The 15,621-nt window shown below is 47.8% G+C and carries 19 protein-coding genes and 1 tRNA gene; 7 read left to right on the forward strand and 13 right to left on the reverse strand.

The features are described 5' to 3' along the window. Positions 1–20 precede the first annotated feature (20 nt). Together QUB25_RS23085 and QUB25_RS23090 are read right to left on the reverse strand one after the other, a co-directional pair. Complete coding sequence (locus QUB25_RS23085) at positions 21–1,748, reverse strand: succinate dehydrogenase/fumarate reductase flavoprotein subunit (RefSeq protein ID WP_333186516.1); 1,728 nt, start codon at positions 1,746–1,748, stop codon at positions 21–23. 129 nt (positions 1,749–1,877) lie between these two features. Next, positions 1,878–2,192, reverse strand: coding sequence for a hypothetical protein (locus QUB25_RS23090; protein WP_190741078.1), 315 nt, complete (start codon positions 2,190–2,192; stop codon positions 1,878–1,880). Positions 2,193–2,609: 417 nt separating this feature from the next. Here QUB25_RS23090 and QUB25_RS23095 point away from each other — a divergent pair, with 417 nt between their 5' ends. Both QUB25_RS23095 and QUB25_RS23100 read left to right on the forward strand, forming a co-directional pair. Continuing rightward, positions 2,610–3,335 carry a lysophospholipid acyltransferase family protein gene (locus tag QUB25_RS23095; RefSeq protein WP_333186519.1) on the forward strand — a complete coding sequence of 242 codons (726 nt, stop codon included), beginning with the start codon at positions 2,610–2,612 and terminating at the stop codon, positions 3,333–3,335. Positions 3,336–3,434: 99 nt separating this feature from the next. Then, positions 3,435–4,256 (forward strand): alpha/beta fold hydrolase, encoded by an 822-nt coding sequence (locus tag QUB25_RS23100; protein ID WP_333062456.1) that lies wholly within the window; start codon positions 3,435–3,437, stop codon positions 4,254–4,256. A gap of 159 nt (positions 4,257–4,415) precedes the next feature. Here the strand turns inward: QUB25_RS23100 and QUB25_RS23105 are convergent, their stop codons facing one another. From QUB25_RS23105 to nadA, 8 genes are all read right to left on the reverse strand, one after another. Then, entirely contained in the window at positions 4,416–5,132 is a 717-nt protein-coding gene (locus tag QUB25_RS23105) for a DUF2996 domain-containing protein (protein WP_333186522.1), read from the reverse strand. A 187-nt stretch (positions 5,133–5,319) separates the two neighbouring features. Next, complete coding sequence (locus QUB25_RS23110) at positions 5,320–6,207, reverse strand: hypothetical protein (RefSeq protein WP_333186525.1); 888 nt, start codon at positions 6,205–6,207, stop codon at positions 5,320–5,322. A gap of 137 nt (positions 6,208–6,344) precedes the next feature. Further along, entirely contained in the window at positions 6,345–6,953 is a 609-nt protein-coding gene (locus tag QUB25_RS23115) for a hypothetical protein (protein ID WP_445251979.1), read from the reverse strand. Between the two features lie 284 nt (positions 6,954–7,237). After that, positions 7,238–7,354 (reverse strand): photosystem I reaction center subunit VIII, encoded by a 117-nt coding sequence (locus QUB25_RS23120; RefSeq protein ID WP_293127047.1) that lies wholly within the window; start codon positions 7,352–7,354, stop codon positions 7,238–7,240. A 57-nt stretch (positions 7,355–7,411) separates the two neighbouring features. Further along, entirely contained in the window at positions 7,412–7,921 is a 510-nt protein-coding gene (locus QUB25_RS23125; protein ID WP_333062462.1) for a photosystem I reaction center protein subunit XI, read from the reverse strand. 113 nt (positions 7,922–8,034) lie between these two features. Then, positions 8,035–8,751 (reverse strand): TIGR04283 family arsenosugar biosynthesis glycosyltransferase, encoded by a 717-nt coding sequence (locus QUB25_RS23130; RefSeq protein WP_333186529.1) that lies wholly within the window; start codon positions 8,749–8,751, stop codon positions 8,035–8,037. 412 nt (positions 8,752–9,163) lie between these two features. Then, entirely contained in the window at positions 9,164–9,781 is a 618-nt protein-coding gene (locus QUB25_RS23135; RefSeq protein WP_333062465.1) for a TIGR04282 family arsenosugar biosynthesis glycosyltransferase, read from the reverse strand. Positions 9,782–9,950: 169 nt separating this feature from the next. Further along, positions 9,951–10,919, reverse strand: coding sequence for a quinolinate synthase NadA (nadA, locus tag QUB25_RS23140; protein ID WP_333186532.1), 969 nt, complete (start codon positions 10,917–10,919; stop codon positions 9,951–9,953). A 211-nt stretch (positions 10,920–11,130) separates the two neighbouring features. Here nadA and QUB25_RS23145 point away from each other — a divergent pair, with 211 nt between their 5' ends. After that, positions 11,131–12,048 carry a TIGR04168 family protein gene (locus QUB25_RS23145; RefSeq protein WP_333186536.1) on the forward strand — a complete coding sequence of 306 codons (918 nt, stop codon included), beginning with the start codon at positions 11,131–11,133 and terminating at the stop codon, positions 12,046–12,048. A gap of 34 nt (positions 12,049–12,082) precedes the next feature. Then, a tRNA-Ser gene (locus QUB25_RS23150) sits at positions 12,083–12,167 on the forward strand. 88 nt (positions 12,168–12,255) lie between these two features. Here the strand turns inward: QUB25_RS23150 and QUB25_RS23155 are convergent. Both QUB25_RS23155 and QUB25_RS23160 read right to left on the reverse strand, forming a co-directional pair. Next, positions 12,256–12,696 carry a translation initiation factor gene (locus tag QUB25_RS23155; RefSeq protein ID WP_333186539.1) on the reverse strand — a complete coding sequence of 147 codons (441 nt, stop codon included), beginning with the start codon at positions 12,694–12,696 and terminating at the stop codon, positions 12,256–12,258. A 108-nt stretch (positions 12,697–12,804) separates the two neighbouring features. Next, a complete protein-coding gene (locus tag QUB25_RS23160; protein WP_333186542.1) occupies positions 12,805–13,308 on the reverse strand; it encodes a hypothetical protein in 504 nt (167 codons plus the stop codon). Between the two features lie 512 nt (positions 13,309–13,820). Between QUB25_RS23160 and QUB25_RS23165 the strand changes: the two genes are divergently transcribed. Continuing rightward, positions 13,821–14,339 (forward strand): pentapeptide repeat-containing protein, encoded by a 519-nt coding sequence (locus QUB25_RS23165; RefSeq protein WP_333186545.1) that lies wholly within the window; start codon positions 13,821–13,823, stop codon positions 14,337–14,339. Between the two features lie 99 nt (positions 14,340–14,438). Here QUB25_RS23165 and QUB25_RS23170 read toward each other — a convergent pair whose 3' ends face one another. Beyond that, positions 14,439–14,561, reverse strand: a complete 123-nt coding sequence (locus QUB25_RS23170) for a hypothetical protein (protein WP_006633228.1) — start codon at positions 14,559–14,561, stop codon at positions 14,439–14,441. 20 nt (positions 14,562–14,581) lie between these two features. Between QUB25_RS23170 and QUB25_RS23175 the strand changes: the two genes are divergently transcribed. Together QUB25_RS23175 and QUB25_RS23180 are read left to right on the forward strand one after the other, a co-directional pair. Further along, positions 14,582–15,193, forward strand: coding sequence for a DNA-3-methyladenine glycosylase (locus QUB25_RS23175; RefSeq protein ID WP_333186547.1), 612 nt, complete (start codon positions 14,582–14,584; stop codon positions 15,191–15,193). Between the two features lie 49 nt (positions 15,194–15,242). Continuing rightward, complete coding sequence (locus QUB25_RS23180; RefSeq protein ID WP_006633230.1) at positions 15,243–15,542, forward strand: hypothetical protein; 300 nt, start codon at positions 15,243–15,245, stop codon at positions 15,540–15,542. Positions 15,543–15,621: the final 79 nt, after the last annotated feature.

Raw genomic sequence — 15,621 nt, forward strand, 5'->3', positions numbered from 1 at the left:
GGCATCGCCCACCCAACAACTTAATACTTCCTCTCCTGCGGCTCAAACATCGTAATCGCCACCGGCATATAAGCCAAATCAATCCCCGCCGGCGAATAATACGCCATTGTATGCTTCAAGAAATTGCTGTCATCGCGCTCAGTAAAATCTTCCCGCGAATGAGCTCCCCGACTTTCCTGACGGTTCAAAGCAGAAGTTAAAATTATTTTCCCGACAATTATCAAACTCCGCAACTCCAAAGCTTCCACAATTTCCGTATTCCACAATTTACCTTTATCGTCTAAGTAAACCTCCTCATATTGTCGCTCTAAATCCTCCAACTTCTTTAAACCTTCCTGCATCAATTCGGCGCTACGAAATACGCCACAATACTCAGTCATAGTATCTTGATACTGCTGCCGCACTTTATTGATTCGGTATTTTCCTGGACGTTCTAAAAGGGCCTGAATTTGCTCTTTTACTTCCGTAATATAACGCTGTTCGTCTACGGTCGGTAACTTGCGATTTTGTACGAATTGTGCTATTGTTGCGCCAGTAACTTTGCCGTAAACGACGCATTCTAAAAGCGAATTGCTGCCCAAACGATTGGCGCCGTGAACTGACACGCAAGCTGCTTCGCCCGCTGCAAAGAAACCGTCTACCAAACCCTCAGGACTGCTGCGAACTTGCCCGCTAACATTAGTAGGAATTCCCCCCATTGAATAGTGAACGGTAGGGCGCACGGGCATCGGCTGATTTACGGCATCAATTCCTAACAAACGGTGGGCTTCTTCCCAAGCAAAAGGAATTTTGCTCATAATTTTTTCGCGCCCCATGTGCCGCAAATCGAGGTAGATAAAGGGGCCGCCTGCACTACCATCAACATTAATTCCTCGACCGGCGCGAATTTCTATGGAAATTGAGCGCGAAGTGATATCTCTAGGCGCTAATTCCATCCGCGACGGGGCATAATTCGCCATAAATCGATCGCCCTCTGAATTAATCAAATAAGCGCCTTCGCCCCGCACAGCCTCGGAAATCAACACTCCCACGGGATACAAACCCGTCGGGTGAAACTGTACAAATTCCATATCTTCCAGCGGCAATCCAGCTAAAGCCGTCATCGCCAAACCGTCTCCCGTCGAGGCGTAATCGTTCGACGTGGTATTGTAAACTCGGCCGTAACCGCCCGTGGCAAACATCACCGCCTTAGCACGGACAACCTCAATTTGACCGTCTAGCAGGCGGTACATAACTACCCCCTTGGCTTGGCCTTCTTCCAAAATCAGGCGCGTAACATACCACTCCTGATAGATGTGAACCCCGTAACGGCGCAGATTGTTGACTAATTCGTGGAGGATGGCGTGACCGGTTTTGTCGGCGGCGTAGCAGGTGCGGCGGTGGGAATGTCCGCCGAAAGCGCGCTGGGCAATTCTGCCGTCTGGGAGGCGGGAGAAGAGGACTCCCATGTGTTCTAAATCTATGATTACACCGGGTGCTTCGCGGGTGAGGATTTCTACCGCGTCTTGGTCGGCTAAATAGTCTGAACCTTTTACTGTGTCGAAGGCGTGGGCTTTCCAACTGTCTTCGGGATCGACATTTTGCAGGCTGGAGGCCATGCCACCTTGGGCTGCGACGGAGTGCGATCGAATCGGGTGAGTTTTGGCGACGACAGCTACCTTTAAACTGGGGTCAGTCCGCGCAATTTCTACTGCGGCGCGGCAACCTGCTAAACCGCCGCCTACAATGATTACGTCGTGTTCTAGCATTTTTTTTAATTATTTTGAGTGTTCTGCTCAACTTATCGTGACGCAAAAAAAAACTTCCTACCAAAAGAGCAGGAAGTTTTTTAACTTTTGATTTGAATGGAAAATCCAAAGTTAAAATTTCAAATTGGACTAGCCGGCGCTTTCGGCAGGATTCTGAAGCGACTGATTTCCCGTTGCAGAAGGTTGAGGTTCCGTACCGGGTTCTACAGCAAGCACTTCAATGTTATTTAGCAGAGTTGTAACGAAAGCAAACAGCAAAAAGGGCAGAGACAGCACTAAAATCAAGCCGACGGTAGCCAAGGCGAAGATTTGGCGGGCGCTACTCCACAAGGCCAGTGCCGACGCTAGACTTAGGAAGATGACTATCAGCCAAACAATGATTTGACCGTAAATGTCGCCAAAGGTGAGCGTACATCTAAGGCGATAGTTTTGGATGTTATTCATTTGATGCCTCGCGAGATTGCTATTACGACTTGTCCAAAAATACTTTGACAGTGCGTCAATGCCCACTGTAAATTTCTAAGTTTAGCTGCCGCAACTTGGTTTTGGGGTTGTTGTAAACATTCTTTAATAAGTTGCGACAACACTTGATAAATTTTTGCTTCTGAGGGGGGATTTCTGCCGAAACACTTGGCGATCGCACTCCGAGGCTTAGAAACCTCGTTTTTTAGGGTTTTGGTGGGCTGACTAGAAGTAAACGCGCGAAAAAACCAACGTGATTACCAGCGGTGCGTCCTGGATTACCAAACCAAGGCATCAGGGGAAAGTCTACTTTTTGAGGGAGCCCTGCCTTGGTAAAGTAATGTTAAGCTGCGTGGGAATGGAATCAACCTTTATAGCGTCGCACCTGTCTTTTCGCCCATGTCTTCAGAGAGCAAATTGCTGATTTCGCGCTGTTTCCTGGCTGGTTTGGGAACGCAGACGTTTGTGTTCCGCGAAGACCGGATTCCCCAAGAGAGTCCGGTGCTGGTGGTGAGCAATCACCGCAGTTTCTTAGATCCTGTGCTGCTGACAGCGGCTTTGGGTCGATCGATCCGCTTTGCTTGTCATCATTACATGGGTCAAGTTCCGCTGATGAGGGAAGTTGTCACGACTTTCGGCGCTTTCCCCTTGGAAGCACCCGAGCACCGACAGCAGCATTTTTTCTCTCAAGCGACAGCGCTGCTGCAAAGCGGGGAGATGGTGGGGGTGTTTCCAGAAGGTGCAGAACCGATGGTGAAGGTGACTGGGCCCAATACTGTGGGGAAGTTTCAGCGCGGATTTGCTCATTTGGCTTTGCGGGCGCCGGTGCGGGATTTGGCGGTTTTGCCGGTGGCGATTAGTTCTTTTGAGGAACACTCGGTACGATCGGGTGTACCGCTCAAGTTGTTGAGTTTGTTTGATCCTTCGGAACCGCTGTTCGATCGCTCTGGGTGGCATCCTGTGATAATTTATCAGCGAGTTAATGTTTTAATCGGCCAGCCTTACTGGATTACTGCCGAGAGACAGCAGCAATATCAAGGCAAAAAAGCCAAAGCAGTTGTGGCTGAACTCACAGACCACTGTCAGGGAGAAATTGCAGAATTACTCCAACGACGTTGTTTGTAAGTTTGTTGACTGTTGACTGTTGGCTGTTGACTGTGGACTGGTGTCAGATTTCCAATCTAAAATCTAAAATCTAAAATCTAAAATCGATTGACTTGAATCATGGCAAATGCTAACAATAAGGTTCGTTTCCTAACCCCCAAACCCCCGAAACTCGATCGCCCTTTATTTGTATTTTTGCCCGGTATGGACGGGGGCGGTTTGCTGCTGCGCTCCCAAATTCCTAAATTAGCCAATCATTTCGACATTCGTTGCTTAACTTTACCTGCGGACGATACGCCTAGTTGGGATGTACTGGTTGGGGAAACAATTGCCTTAATTGAAGCCGAAAAGCAAGCCGGAAAGCCGAAGCGGCCGGTTTATCTGTGCGGCGAGTCATTTGGGGGGTGTTTAGCGATGAAAGTGATGTTAGAAGCTCCCCAATTGTGCGATCGATTAATCTTAGTCAATCCAGCTTCTTCGTTTCGACAGCAGCCTTGGGTGCAGTGGGGATCGTACCTGACTCAGTGGCTGCCGGCCAACCTTTATCCGCTCTCGGTAATCGGTTTATTGCCGATATTAGCATCATTAGGAAAGATTGGGCGCGACGATCGCCGCGCTTTGCTAGAAGCGATGCAAGCAGTACCGCAAAACACGTCTGTGTGGAGATTGGCGTTAGTGCGATCGTTTAATGTTGACGAAAATCAGTTGCGCGGCATCAAACAGCCGACCTTAGTAATTGCTAGCGGTGCCGATCGGCTGCTGCCTTCCTTAGTAGAAGCGAAGCTTTTAGTCAAGGTAATTCCCAATGCTGAAATGGTGCTGCTGGCTAACAGCGGTCATGCTTGTTTGTTAGAAACAGATGTTAATCTTTACGGGATAATGCAAGCTCGCAATTTTTTGACAAAATCCGAAGAAAATCTGTCCTTAGTCAATAGTCATTAGTCAATAGTCATTAGCTATGACTTCTCACTTCTGAGTTAGTCAGGGCAAAATTAGAAATTGGGCGAGGGGTAAAGTTTATATTACAATTAACCCGCCCTGACACTCATTAGTAAGTGTCCGAAGACCCGCCACTAAGGACTAATAACTAATGACTACTGGCTAATTAAGATTTAGCCATTTTTGAGCGTTAAGCCGCTGGACGACGCCAAACACCATGAGGTCTAGTGTTACCTTGCGCTCATCTATCAAAAAAGGCTCTAAAGTGCTAGTTTTGGTATTATTTTCAGCGCAGGAAAACGCCCTTTGACTTTGAATATTTTCTTGAGGAAAATATATGTTAAATTGGCGCTGACCTTCTTGGAATTTCCCAATTACCTGCCAGCAATCCCCGGCGGAACTCAAACCCGCAACTGGGAGTTTTTGCTTTGCCAAACTCACCTCTAAATCCTTAACGCCCTGCTTAGTCAAAGCAGTTTGCAAAGCGGGCAAATAATCTTGTTGAATAAATTCCGCAAAGGGCTTGTCTTCAACAGCAGGTGCTTTTTCCTTTTTAGCTTTAGCTGGGGGCTTGTCGCCTTCGGCCTTAGCTGCGGGCTTTTTAGCAGCAGGCTGAGGCTTGTCAGTGCTGGGTAAGTCGGTTGTCTCTGGTTCGTCGGAACTCGGGGCGTTCTCGATCGCAGCACTGGGAGTTTCCGATTCGCCAGCGGTAGGATTTTTCGGTTCTTTCTTGGCTGCGGGCTTTTTAGCAGTCGGCTGAGGCTTGTCAGTGCTGGGAAAGTCGCTTGTCTCGGGTTCGTCGGAACTCGGGGCGTTCTCGATCGAAGCACTGGGAGTTTCCGATTCTCCAGCGGTAGGGTTTTGCGGTTCTTCTGGCATTAACGCTTCCTTTTAAAAGTGATCGGTAAAAGGAGTTGTGAGTACAGGTGGGGGCGATCGACTTTTGCGATCGCGCACACTTTTTATCGAAAACCAACCGAGAGAGAATTGCTCGTTCCAAAAAATTTGAACTCAAAACACTCTCAGAGGGCGATCGCCGGCCAATATCACAACTCCTTTGGTTATTCTAAATCTCAGCGACAGCTCGTTCAATCAAACGGCGGGCAAGAGTTTGAATACCGGTGTGTTCGTAGTAGTTGGTAGTCATGTCGAGGAATGCGCCCACGTAGTCCACCTTGTCGGCAGAAACGTCTACAAAATTCTGCAAGTTGCCGAGTACGTTTTGGGGAGTCAAACCCCGATCGCTCACAAAAGAGCTCATCCAGCCAGAAACCGAGTTAAAGCTTTCGCCGATAAAGCCGAGTTGGCCTGCAGGAGAGCCCCCAGGAATCATGCCGCCGATCGCATTAAATGACGGATTGGATTGCAAATCGCTAGGAGAGAGCTTTTGAATCCAAGACTGAGTTGCCATGATAAAGTCTGGCCCCAAAGGAATCAAACCGTCAAAACAAACCAAAGCAGCCATCCGCATCAGGGATTCGCCACCGTAGTCGCCCAAGGAAGCGGCAAAATCGCCGATGCTGTCGCCGGGAATGCCGTTGATTTGGCAAAACGCGAGCAACTCAGTGACTAACTTCAAAGAAAGGTCGATCGTTTGAGCTTTTTCTGCCTTGGGAGTGATATTGCCGAGGAACGATAAAAACGAGACATTTTCCGCAACCTTATTAGCGAGGGCGGCACTGCCCAAAGCCTTGTCGGCGTTGTCAATAGTTTGGTAGAGCCAGAGAGCGCGCTGGTAGCCCTCTGATTTATCGTTGTAGAGGTAGATGGCGCGCTCGCCAATTTGCTGGATCAGTTCTTCGTCAGTTTCGCCAGTAACGGTGCGAATGGTATTTTCAAAGCCAACTAAATTGTTCCACTCACCGGGAACCACAAAGTCAAGCGCTCGCAGGGCTTTGACAGTCATGTTGTCTTGAGGCAGTTGATCGACTAATTCAAAGACTGTTTTGCTCACAAAAAACTCCTTTTGCTGGAACGAAAATCAAAGATATTACTTTTGGCAGATGGCAAAAACTTCACACTATTTTTGTGTCAACTTAGTTTTGATAGCGCCAGACAGGAGTCGGGCGCGGAGTGTGACAAAAGAGATTGCTACTTGAGGCGGGCGAGACCGCCGAGGTTAAATTTTGACAGCCAAGCTTCGCGCTCGCTCGCGGTAAAAGAGGGACTGCGTGATTGAACTTTCACCTGATAGCGATTTGCCACTAAAACAGCGGTACCATTAGCACCCTGATTAACGGCGGGATAGCCACTGATTTGCTTGGTACTTTGCTTAAATTTTGCACCTGCGCTGGGGTTGCCGGCGATGTCGCTAATCGAGAGCACCGCGACATTTTTACCGTCTTTGTTCAACTTAGCTTCAGCAAAACCAGATTTTTCTTGAGCAAAAACGCGATCGAATCCACCGCCAGAAGCCGGAAAGTATTTATTTAACTTACCGCCTGCAACTGCCTTCTTGGGCAGGTTTTGATTACTAGCACTTGATTTATCAGCAGTTGTCTGCTTGGCTTTACCAGGTTTTTGGGTGCTTTCCTGCTGAGCTTTGTCCCAGCGTGATGGGGCTTGGGTTTGACCGCAGGCGGTCACTAACAGCAGTACCGAGATCAGGAATGGAGCTAAGATGCGGCGTGCGGGGAAAAATTGCATCGCTGTCTCCTCATTAGTAGGTTTCCATAACAATTGTGGCTTAGAATTTGGCAATTTGTGTGTTCTGAGCCGATAATTTGTCTTCTTTGCAAAAAAATCCTCTGCCTGCCGACAGAGGATTTTTTTGCAATTACGAGTTCTGAAGGAAGAAAACTGAAAGATTGCTCCACAGATAAATTCTGGGGATGGGGGTAAAGAAACTAAGTTTTCGGATAGCCAGCAATCTCAAAACAATATTTTGCTGATTTTCCCTAGATTTATCTAGAAATGTCAGAGCAATTGTTCGTCAATCATCTTACTTCGGCTTTCCAACTTAGGCCCTACTTTAGGGGTAACGATCAGGCGTCGCTTTCAATGTAGATAAACAACAAACCCATTACCACAACCGGCATCAGCCAGGTAATTAGCGGAATCAAAATCCAAGGCAAGAAAGAAGCAGCGTAGGAACCTGTCATATCAAATTCTCCAAACTAAAGTTAGTGTGTTCCAACAGGGATATTTGGGAGTGGAGTCTAATTGTTGACTAAACCCCGGAAAATGGCATCGATGCCGTTAAAGTTTTCGAGTAAGAAGTAGGCAACAAAGACGCCGCCCATCCCGCCAATGAAGAAACCACCGGTAAACTGGCTCCACCCCTCAGCATTTCTGAGGGCATCGGGGGTCATAGGATTAGCGCTAGGGTAGCTGGTGTTGTCTTGTTTGAAAGAGACTAAACCGTAAGCAGACATACCTAGTGTGCCAAGCAGAACTAAGACGAGGGCTGTATATAATCCTCCGAGATTAGCTGCTTCTGGATAATCCCGCAGGGGCCCGAAGACGATTTGGGGGCCGACGAGGAAATAACCGTGTGCCAAACCAACTTCCAGACCTCGAATTAGGGGCGAGAGTCCTTTGCGGTAGGCGGGCAAGTTCCCAATAAATGCTTTTGTGAAATCAGAAGCACTGATGGGGGTGGCTAGATGACCCGTGAAGGGGTCGCCGTTAAAGGGTTTAATAAGCTCTGCATCTCTGGGATCGGCCATATTCTGTTTGTCCTCGCAGTTTAAAAAGTTGAGGCGTTCAAGTCATATTTTACGCAGGGACGTGTTTCCTATTTACATAATTAACGGCGAGCTTTAGAAAAGTTCACTATTCTTTAGTTTTTGGAAGAATTTTTCTTTTGCCTCTTATACCAGAAAGCGAGTCGATCGGGCGACACTCCCAGGAAATAAGCGATGATTACTATTTGATTAATGGCAGTGGTTTTGATCACCCCAAGCTGCTGCCAGCGACGGGCGGATGTCAGCACTGCCTGGGGTACTATTTCGATGTGGCCTTGTTTTTTCAACCGACGCACGAATTCAAAGTCTTCCATGAGGGGCAAGTCGGGAAAACCCCCGATTTTGTCAAAGGTAACTGCGTGAAGGAAAATAGCTTGGTCGCCGTAGGGCATTTGCAAAAAGTTCGATCGCCAGTTTACCCCTGTTTCTACCAACCGGAGGCTGAGACTGCGGGCGTCAATCTTGAGTTCAAAGGCCCCCGCTACTGCAGACGCGTTAGCTAGTAGCCGACGCGCGCTTGAGTCGTACCCGGGAGGCAAAAGAGTGTCTGCGTGGAGAAACAGCAGGATCTCTCCAGTAGCAGCAGCAGCACCTGCATTCATTTGGGTGGCCCGGCCTGGGGCGGTGGAGATAACTCGGACGCCCAAAGATTTTGCTATATCTGTAGTACCGTCGGTGCTGCCACCGTCGGCGACAATTATTTCGGCATTTTGGGCCTCAAGGGCGGTGGAGATGACTGAGGCAATTGTAGGTGCTTCGTTTAAGACTGGAATGATAATGGAAATTTTGATATTGGGATTTTCTGGCGACATACAGAATTAAGCAGCCCGTGAGAAAGAGCGGGTTTTGTACAAAGCTGATTTTGCCCCTTTTTGACCCCGGGCTCGCCCCTACATTTGGTCTTAAGGTGGGAGAGTTTGGTAAAAAACCCAGCTATTAGTTGCTCATTTTTTACACCGGGCCCGCGCCTACATTGGGCTTTCCTGTGGCAGGGCGGCTTTTGTACAAATCTGATCTGTTAGTTGCTAATTTTGTTGGTAATTTTTGGCTGCTTCTCGCGCCTGGGACTATTGTCCCAAGCGCTGTCTAACTGCTAATGAGATTCAGCATTAGGTTAGACAAATACAATTACTATTGTATGACATTGTGGTTTACTAATCAAGTAGTTTTATCTAATGAAATATGACAATTTATAATAATAAAAATAAATTAAATACAGTTTAGTTATTTCAAAATATTAATATCTAAACCGAGGAGATCTTCTGGTCGATCGATATCTGCAAGAGTGGGAAGATAAGCAATATTGAGGTCTAGCTTTTGGGCTATCGCCCTCGTACAAGCAAATACTTGACTGGTTCCCCAGTGAATGCCACCGAATAATTCCGGTATCGATCGCCGCAACCCGATCAGATAATAACCTCCGTCTTTTGCGGGACCTAAAACTAAATCGTGCTGGCTCAGTTCCTCAAAAGCTTGAGCCATGATTTCTGCTTTCAAATCAGGACAATCTGTACCGATTATTGCAGTTTTTTCCACCCCTGAATTAAAAGATTTTTCAAACGCTGCTTTCATTCTTGCGCCCAAATCTCCGTCTATTTGATTTTGACAAATAATATCACTTCCCAACCAGTCTTGCATCAGTTGTTGGCTGCCGCCGGATCGGTGAATTTCTACCGATAACCCGCGGGATTTTTCAAGAGAGAGAGCGCAGGCGATCGTCCGTTGGGCCATCAAGCGGTGAAGGTTGGCAGCACCTGCTTTTCCCAGCACCGGAATAAGTCGAGTTTTGGTTGTTCCCGGTTCGGGATAGCGGGTGAAAACAATCAGTTTTTCGGACATCATTTATCGTGGTTCATGAGTTTTAAAGGTAGGCACCCCAGAGGAAGAGAAGAGAAAGAGTGGACAACTGATTGACAGAGTGCCACTCGATGTTGGTGGGTTAGGCGATGACTTAATTGAATAGCTGTGCCCAACCCAGCCTACAATAGATTTACTTAAAAATATCCACCGGTTAGCTCATTTCTAGCATTCGTTGGATGGGCTGCAAGGCTGCTAGTTGAATATCTAGGGGCATGGTAATTTCGGGGGTTTGATTTTTTAGGGAGAGATATAATTTTTCCAAGGTATTTAATCTCATGTGCGGGCATTCGTTGCAAGCACAGTTATTATTGGTTGAAGGAGCGGGAATAAAGCGTTTGTGCGGAGCTTGCTTTTGCATTTGGTGAATGATTCCCGGTTCAGTCGCAACAATAAAAGCTTGGCTGGAACTAGCTTGAGAATATTTGAGCAAAGCAGTGGTGGAACCTATGTAATTAGCGTGGCGCAGCACGGGAGGTTCGCATTCTGGGTGGGCAATTATTTCGGCTTCGGGATTTTCGATTTTGAGTTGAATTATCTTTTTTTCTGAGAAGTTTTCGTGGACGATGCAGGCTCCTTGCCAAATCTCCATCTTTCTACCAGTTTGTTCCATTACGTAGCGGCCGAGATTGCGATCTGGCCCAAAAATTATCGGCTGATTTTCCGGAATTTGGTTGACAATTTTAACCGCGTTAGAACTGGTGCAAATTATATCGCTCATTGCCTTAATTGCGGCGGTACAATTAATGTAGGAAATTACTAAATGTCCTGGTCTAGCGGCTTTGAAAGCTGCAAAGGCTTCGGGAGGGCAACTGTCGGCAAGGGAACACCCAGCATTTAAGTCTGGCAACAATACTAATTTGTCGGGATTGAGAATTTTTGCGGTTTCGGCCATGAAATGAACTCCGGCAAAAACTATGACATCGGCGCTGGTGTTGGCTGCTTTGCGGGCAAGTTCTAGGGAGTCGCCAATGAAGTCTGCGATGTCCTGAATCTCGGAGTCTTGGTAATAGTGGGCGAGAATGACGGCGTTTAACTCTTGTTTGAGGGCGTTAATGGCTGCAAACAAGTCGTGGGGCAGTCGGGTTTGAGTAAAGTTCGGAGCAGGTGCGGTGGTAAACACAGTTAGAATATTCCGGGGAAGGTGGCGAAGACAGCTAAAGTGTATTTTGAATTATAGTTGAATTCACCAAAAAGTGCTGGCTGTTCAGTGGAGCCAATCTAAAATCTCAAATCTCCAATCCAAAATATGCTGCGGGAGAGTGCAAAAATTGGTCGCTGTTTCCTATGCTGAGTAAGAACGGGCTAGGGATCGATCGCACATGACAAATCACATGAATAAAGCTAAATCTATCAAAATTGCGGTGGTGGGGGACGTTCACGATCACTGGGAACCTGAAGACGGCGAGGCCCTGAAGCATCTGGGCGTTGATTTGGTGCTGTTTGTGGGGGATTTTGGTAATGAGTCGGTGGAGGTGGTGAGGGCGATCGCCCAATTGGACCTTCCGAAAGCAGCGGTGTTTGGGAACCACGACGCTTGGTACACGGCGACAGAGTGGGGCCGCAGTCAGTGCCCTTACGATCGCACTCAAGAAAATTGGGTAAAACAGCAGTTAGATTTAATGGGAGAAGCTCACGTCGGTTACGGGAAGCGTGATTTTCCAGAATTGGGCGTAACTGTCGTGGGAAGCCGCCCGTTTACTTGGGGAGGCTCGGAGTGGAAGTACGGGGATTTTTACTCGGAATGGTTTGACGTAGAGAGTTTTGAAGAGTCAGCCCGACGCATTGCAGAAGCTGCCGCGGAGGCGCACTGCGAAAATGTGATTTTTTTGGGTCACACGGGGCCGACGGGGCTGGGAGAGGCTCCTGAAGACCCCTGTGGGCGAGATTGGAAGCCGCTGGGAGGGGATTGGGGCGACCCGGATTTTGCGGAGGCGATCGATCGAACTCGTACCACAGGAAAGCACATACCGCTGGTAACTTTTGGTCATATGCACCACAAACTGCGGCACACGAAGCAGGAGTTGCGGAAGTCGCTGGAGGTGAGTGCGGAGGGTACAGTTTATTTGAATGCGGCCTGCGTACCGCGAATTGTGGAGAGAGAGTGCTCGAAATTGCGGAATTTCTCGATTGTCCTGCTGGAAAATGGAGCAGTGTCGGAAGTGTCTCTGGTATGGGTAGGCGAAGATTGCGCGGTAGAAAGAGAACAAATTCTTTATCGGCGCACTGAATCTGCGGCTATTTGTAGTTAGAGACATTTGCTGGTATGATAAAATTTATGCGCCAGGAGAGGTGGCAGAGTGGTCGAATGCGCCTGACTTGAAATCAGGTGAACCGCAAGGTTCCGTGGGTTCAAATCCCACCCTCTCCGTTTTTGAGAACTAGCAAAAAGAACTGGCAAAAAAAACACCCCTACAGGGGTGCGGTTGCTTACCAGGTAATTTTTCTAGCTAACTTACTTAACTAAAGCCTTCTTCATCCGCCGGGTCGCCGTAGGGGTCTTCGCTCGCCGGGATCACATTGCCGAACATTCCAGCATCCGCTACGTAGTCTGCCGGGTCGCCGTAGGGGTCTTCGCTCGCTGGAGTCACGTTGCCGAACTGTGCGTAGTCGGTACCGGCGTCGTCTGCGGGGTCGCCGTAGGGGTCTTGGCTTGCCGGGGTCAGGTTGCCGTACTCTCCGTACTCAGCCGGATCGCCGTAGGGGTCTTCGCTGGCTGGAGTAAGGTTGCCGTACTCTCCGTACTCAGCCGGGTCGCCGTAGGGGTCTTCGCTCGCTGGAGTCACGTTGCCGTACTGTCCGGGATTTGAGGCATCTTCGTAATAGCCATCAGCATCGACTTGCTCGCCGTCTGGTCCGACGATCGCATCTTTTAACTTCCGCAAAAATCCGTCTACCATGATAAAGTTCCTCTTTTTTATGTTGTGAAAAACTGCTGTTTTAGATTGGGAATCCGAGATTTAATTGAAAGTCACGGAACCTGCAATCTAAAATCTCAAATGGTTAGGCTACTGTGCCGGAACAGGAGCTGTAGCTTCCGGCAGGGTAGTAAGGTCTCGACCGGTAGTTTGGTTGTTGTACCCCTGGAATTCGCGGTAACGCGCTGCTTCGGACTCCGGAACTTTAATTCCTTCAGGCGGAGGCGTTACCCAGACCGCGCGATTCTGGGCATCGCGGTAGTAAACGCGACCGTTTTTGGAAAGGTAATGTTTTCCCTGCGGCCCCTTTTCTTGTTTATTTTTGTACTGATTGTAGATGTAGTAAAGGGCGGCTGCTCCTGCTAAAGTAATCCCTACTTTTTGAGCATTGCTCAGTCCTTTTTTCGCTTGTGGGGAAGGAGTGGGGCGGGGATTAGTTTGCACTCCTCCAGCGCGAGTGTTGTCAACAGGAGGCGGGGGAGCGTAAGTTCGCTCGTCAGAACCGCAAGCACTCACAAAGGGAAAGGTCAACAGCGTTGTCAGCAGCAGAGCCATGAAGCGCGATCTTTGGGGTTCGGGTTTGATTGTGTTCATTACCGCTCCGAATTGTCGGGATTATAGGTAGGGTGTATTCTGGCGAGGTTTAGGAACCTGAGCTGCTGCTAACAGTTTTTAGAGTAAATTAATTTCTCAAAGCAATTTTGACACAAGTAGTTGCTGAGAACTTAACAGCGCAGGTACGGTATTGCGTTTCTATTTAATCATGCTGTAATCTCTCGAAGATTTACTCATTCCAGGGATATAAATAAAGTTTCTTTGATTTCTGTCCGCAGGTATATGCAAATGCGCGGCTCCGGGTAACAATAAATTCCGTTTGTGGACTGCTCAAAGCAAAGTGAAGCAAACGGAGGGGGCGAGTGCCATGCTCAAAGCAGCACTGGCGGGGGAAAGGAGGCGGGATGTATAAGTCCGGCGGTGTTTAATTTCGCCAGATTGCTTGTGGGAGATGCCTGCAATTTTAGTGTGGGAATTGTGGAGAGGTCGATCGCACTCTGGTAGAAATCTATTAACAGCCAGAGAAAGCCGCCGAAGCTTTTCGGATATTTATGAAATTAAATAATTTATTGACTGCTGGATTGTCCATCGCAGTTGTATTTACTGCGGTAAAATATCTAACTTTTTTAAATCAACAAAACCAAGTCAAGGAATTGCTGCAAACAAAACAGTGTCCCGAATGCAATTTCAGCAATGCCAACCTAAAAGGATTAGACTTGCAAGGAGTCAACTTGCAGGGAGCTAATCTAGAAGGTGCTAACTTATCAGGAGCCAAGTTGACTAATGCCAACCTCAAAAATGCCAACTTAAATAGAGCCAACCTCACGGGAGCTGATTTGGGCTGTGCCGGCATCACTTTCAACCTTGAGGCTAATGAAAAAGAAGCAAATATGGATTTTAATGTCAGCGCTGTTCCACAACAGAATAACCCAGAAAATGCAGTAGTGGGTTTCAATATGAAAGCAACGGATCGAGGAGCGACAATGCGTTTCAACCTGATGGGATGCGCGGATTTCTCAAATGCTAGCTTGCAAGAAGCTCAAATGCCAGATGGCACAATTCATCCTTAGTAAGACTAGCAAATACTGTTTAAATCGATTAAATCGAAAGAAAACCGCCGCCTGTCAGTCAGGCGGCGGTTTTTTAAGCAACTAACTGCACGCTTAAAATTAGTGAGCAGAACCGTTACCGTGATACTTGTCAGTATCGTAGAATCCGTTTTTTGTACCGAAGAACAGACAGCAAACGGTGAAAACTGCTGTCAAGACTGCTAAAACTAACTTAACGTCCATAATTTACCTGCTGTTGTTGAGTGAGTGCAAATACTCAGATTGTAGAATCTTTTTGGCTGGCGCGGCCATCTACCAGCGTAGCGCCAGATTTGCTGGGCTGTACTCTGGTGCGGCAGTTTCCTGACGGCGAGACGATTCGGGGAATTATTGTCGAAACCGAAGCTTACGGCCCGGGAGACCCCGCTTGTCACGCTTACCGACAGCGCACTTCTCGCAATGAGGTGATGTTCGGGCCTGCGGGTATGAGCTACGTTTACTTAATCTACGGGATGTATCACTGTTTTAATGTTGTGACCGATGTAGAGGGAGTTGCTAGTGCTGTGCTGATTCGAGCTTTGCAGGTAGATGCGGTTCTCAAGGGGTACGCTGGAATTCCCGATAAGAAGCGATCGCGCCTCGCCGCCGGGCCTGGGAAACTGTGTAAGGTGCTTGATATCGATCGAACTTTAAGCGGTTTTCCCTTGGGTGCAGGCCAACCGCTGCGGTTGGAACACCGGAGCGAGCACTTTCAGCAAGCTGTGGAGGAGGGTACAATAAATTTTGTGCAAACTACGCGGATCGGGATTTCTCAAGGAATTGATTTGCCTTGGCGGTGGTATGTAGGGAACTCTACCGCTGTGTCACAACTCTAGTAATGTCAAAGGTATCAGTGTAAATTTTGTCGCTTATCTTAGTGAAATTATGGCTTACTCTTCTGAAAATCCGATCGTACAACTCAAAAAATGCCTAAGCCTGGTTCAGGATGTTAGCACTCACACCGAAGCCAACCGGGCATTCGAGCAATTGTGCGGGATTATCGATGCTGAAAATCCAATGGCGGCGCAACTTTTGGAGATGCTGTGGGAAGAAGCAATTATGGCGAGGCGATCGGCTTTATTTTGGCAACAAATGAGCGATGTGGAGAAAGATATGGCTAATAGAATGATGGAAAATATGACACAGATGCGGCAGAATTATTTGCGGTTGATGCAGGAAATGTAGACAGTAATTGGTAAGTCTGTGTTTGTAGTGAGGACTTTAGTCCTCTCTTTCTTTATCAATAAAGTTTTCTAAATGTAGT

It is taken from the genome of Microcoleus sp. B3-D7 (assembly GCF_036705305.1).
Classification (GTDB): Bacteria; Cyanobacteriota; Cyanobacteriia; order Cyanobacteriales; family Microcoleaceae; genus Microcoleus.

Excerpts from the sequence above, each read along its gene's own strand:
- QUB25_RS23160 (WP_333186542.1), bottom strand. The coding sequence starts at position 13,308 with ATGAACACAATCAAACCCGAACCCCAAAGATCGCGCTTCATGGCTCTG.
- QUB25_RS23180 (WP_006633230.1), top strand. The coding sequence starts at position 15,243 with ATGGCTTACTCTTCTGAAAATCCGATCGTACAACTCAAAAAATGCCTA.
- QUB25_RS23100 (WP_333062456.1), top strand. The coding sequence starts at position 3,435 with ATGGCAAATGCTAACAATAAGGTTCGTTTCCTAACCCCCAAACCCCCG.
- QUB25_RS23155 (WP_333186539.1), bottom strand. The coding sequence starts at position 12,696 with ATGGTAGACGGATTTTTGCGGAAGTTAAAAGATGCGATCGTCGGACCA.
- QUB25_RS23135 (WP_333062465.1), bottom strand. The coding sequence starts at position 9,781 with ATGATGTCCGAAAAACTGATTGTTTTCACCCGCTATCCCGAACCGGGA.
- QUB25_RS23090 (WP_190741078.1), bottom strand. The coding sequence starts at position 2,192 with ATGAATAACATCCAAAACTATCGCCTTAGATGTACGCTCACCTTTGGC.
- QUB25_RS23085 (WP_333186516.1), bottom strand. The coding sequence starts at position 1,748 with ATGCTAGAACACGACGTAATCATTGTAGGCGGCGGTTTAGCAGGTTGC.
- QUB25_RS23105 (WP_333186522.1), bottom strand. The coding sequence starts at position 5,132 with ATGCCAGAAGAACCGCAAAACCCTACCGCTGGAGAATCGGAAACTCCC.
- QUB25_RS23145 (WP_333186536.1), top strand. The coding sequence starts at position 11,131 with ATGAATAAAGCTAAATCTATCAAAATTGCGGTGGTGGGGGACGTTCAC.
- QUB25_RS23095 (WP_333186519.1), top strand. The coding sequence starts at position 2,610 with ATGTCTTCAGAGAGCAAATTGCTGATTTCGCGCTGTTTCCTGGCTGGT.
- QUB25_RS23170 (WP_006633228.1), bottom strand. The coding sequence starts at position 14,561 with ATGGACGTTAAGTTAGTTTTAGCAGTCTTGACAGCAGTTTTCACCGTT.
- QUB25_RS23125 (WP_333062462.1), bottom strand. The coding sequence starts at position 7,921 with ATGGCCGATCCCAGAGATGCAGAGCTTATTAAACCCTTTAACGGCGAC.
- QUB25_RS23130 (WP_333186529.1), bottom strand. The coding sequence starts at position 8,751 with ATGTCGCCAGAAAATCCCAATATCAAAATTTCCATTATCATTCCAGTC.
- QUB25_RS23165 (WP_333186545.1), top strand. The coding sequence starts at position 13,821 with ATGAAATTAAATAATTTATTGACTGCTGGATTGTCCATCGCAGTTGTA.
- QUB25_RS23120 (WP_293127047.1), bottom strand. The coding sequence starts at position 7,354 with ATGACAGGTTCCTACGCTGCTTCTTTCTTGCCTTGGATTTTGATTCCG.